A 2,075-nucleotide genomic window follows, 5' to 3' on the forward strand; every position below is an offset into this window, starting at 1 on the left:
CGGCACAGGCACGGGCGCGACGGCCGACGCACCGCGCCGCGCGGCACCGGGCCCGTTCGCGCGGCTGACCGGCGGCCTGCGCGCGATGAAGCGTTACGGCTTTCGTGCACGCTCGCTGTATTTCGTCGAGGGCGCGCAGCGCTGGTTCAGCTGGGACGACCCGATCGCGCTCGCCGACGAGGCGCACGCACTCGCCGACTGGTGCCGCACGCGCCGGATCGCGCTCGTGCTGCTGCTCGATCCCGAAGCGACCCGCGCGGACGACGCGGCACGCACCGACGATGCACCGCTCGTGCGCGATGCGGATCGCACGCCGCGCAGCGGTTTCCACGGTATCTGCTCGGGCGTCGCGCAGTTGCAGCGCACCCACGGCGAGCTGCTGTGGATCGTCGACTTCTGGCGCGCGGGCGATACGCTCGCGGCCGGCGAGGTACGGCCGCTGCGTTTCGCGCCGGGCGGCCGGCTGTCGGCGAGCATCGACGGCGGCGCGACCGAGCCGGCGAACCGGATGAAGCTCGCGAGCGACGAGGATCGCGTCGTCGTCAGCCGCGCGGTGCTCGACGGCACGAACCGCGCGCCGCAGGGCTGGGAAATCGTCGAGGACAACGCGGCCGTCGTTGCCGCCTGCGCGCGTGCCCAGGCCGCGACCGCGGTGCTCGCGTTCCGTTCGCATGCGCAGCTCGAAGCGCTGTGCGCGGACGTGCACACGCTGCGCCGGCAGTGCGGCGGTGCGCTGAAGATCGCGGTCGTCGAGCGCGGCGAAGTGCTGCGCCAGCAGTTCGAGATGCTCGTGCTGAGCGTCGGCGCGAGCCGCGTCATCGCACGCGACCTGCCGGTATCGCGACTGCAGGGGGCCGTGCATGCACTGCGCGGCCAGCTCTATGCGCGGCCCGTCGCGGCCGACTATCGTGCGGCGCTCGCGGCCGCGCTCGGCGATTCGGTGCTCGGTTATCTGCCGGTCGGCGCGTTCTGCCTGCGGATTCGCGCGGTGCTCGATCGCGGCGCCGTGCTCGCGCTGCCGCACACGCTCGCGAAGATCGCGCTGCTGCCCGGCGTGTCGCACGTCGACGCGCTGCGGCATTGCCGCCCGCGCCGCGCGGGCGACGTCGTGACGGCCGATGCCGCGCACCTGTACGTGTTCCTGTTCGCGTGCGAACCGGCGGACGCGGAGGACGCGCTCGCGCGCATCTTCGACGTGCCGGTCGACACGCTGTCCGACCGCGTCGTGTGTCTCGGGCAGGGCAGCATCGATACCGAACTCAACGCGCTGAAGACCGAGAACCGGCGTGCGCCGATCGCCGACTACAGCGATTTGTTCGGGGCCGCGCAGCCGGCGGGCGCCAGTCGCGCCCCGCTCGCGCACACCGGGCCCGGCGACGCGTTGCCCGACGCGAGCGAAGTGAGCGGTGCGATCGACGCGATCGATACGATCGTCGCGCTCGAGGCGATCGGTGCGACGCCGGCGGCCGCGGCCGCCGACGCTGCGGCGCCGGAACCCGTCATTCTCGCCGCGCGCAAGCGCAGCGCCATCCGCAGCGCGATGCCGCTGCGCAAGGAGGGGGTCGCATGATCGCCGAACTCGTCATCGGATTCATCGTCGGCATCGCGATCGCGGTGCCCGTGTGGATCGTCGCGCAGCATCTCGGCATCGGCCGCGGCTTTCACGCGCCGCGCGGGATCGACCGGCGTGACGCGGTGCCGTGCGAACTCGTGCCGGTCGCGCTGCGCGGACGGCTGCTGCCCGACGCCGGGCGCGAGCGTGGCGAGCATGACGAACGTCACGGCGAGGCGGCCCGATGAAGACGATCGCGATTACGTCGACGACCGGGGGCGCGGGCCGCACGACGCTCACGGCCGCGCTCGCGGTGCTGCTGGCGCGCCGCGGCCGGCCGGTCGTCGCCGTCGAATTCGACGCGCAGAACCTGATGGGCGCGACGCTCGGCCTCGACACGCTGGCCGAGCACGGCCTCGCGCAGAGCGTGCTCGGCGGCGCCGAGCCGTGGCATGCGCACACGTGGCGCAACGCCGATGGCGTGCTGTTCGTGCCTTACGGGCAGGTCGACGCGGCCGGCGCG

The 2,075-nt window shown here is 73.5% G+C and carries 3 protein-coding genes; all 3 read left to right on the forward strand.

All coding sequences use genetic code 11. From position 1 onward, the window contains the following. Window positions 1-1,570 (forward strand): cellulose biosynthesis protein BcsE (bcsE, locus tag DPV74_RS40990; RefSeq protein ID WP_119339262.1); only part of this gene is annotated, 1,570 nt, incomplete at its 5' end. Beyond that, the gene (locus DPV74_RS40995; RefSeq protein WP_027787777.1) at window positions 1,567-1,800 is read left to right on the forward strand and encodes a hypothetical protein; all 234 of its coding nucleotides are present in this window, start codon (window positions 1,567-1,569) and stop codon (window positions 1,798-1,800) included. The genes bcsE and DPV74_RS40995, both read left to right, overlap by 4 nt. Beyond that, the coding region (locus tag DPV74_RS41000; protein ID WP_162923325.1) for a cellulose synthase operon protein YhjQ/BcsQ at window positions 1,797-2,075 on the forward strand (279 nt) is incomplete at its 3' end. The genes DPV74_RS40995 and DPV74_RS41000, both read left to right, overlap by 4 nt.

Origin of the sequence: Burkholderia sp. HAN2018, from assembly GCF_024704855.1 — a bacterium.
Classification (GTDB): domain Bacteria; phylum Pseudomonadota; class Gammaproteobacteria; order Burkholderiales; family Burkholderiaceae; genus Burkholderia; species Burkholderia cepacia.

Coding starts and splice junctions, on each gene's coding strand:
- DPV74_RS40995 (WP_027787777.1), top strand. CDS start 1,567: ATGATCGCCGAACTCGTCATCGGATTCATCGTCGGCATCGCGATCGCG.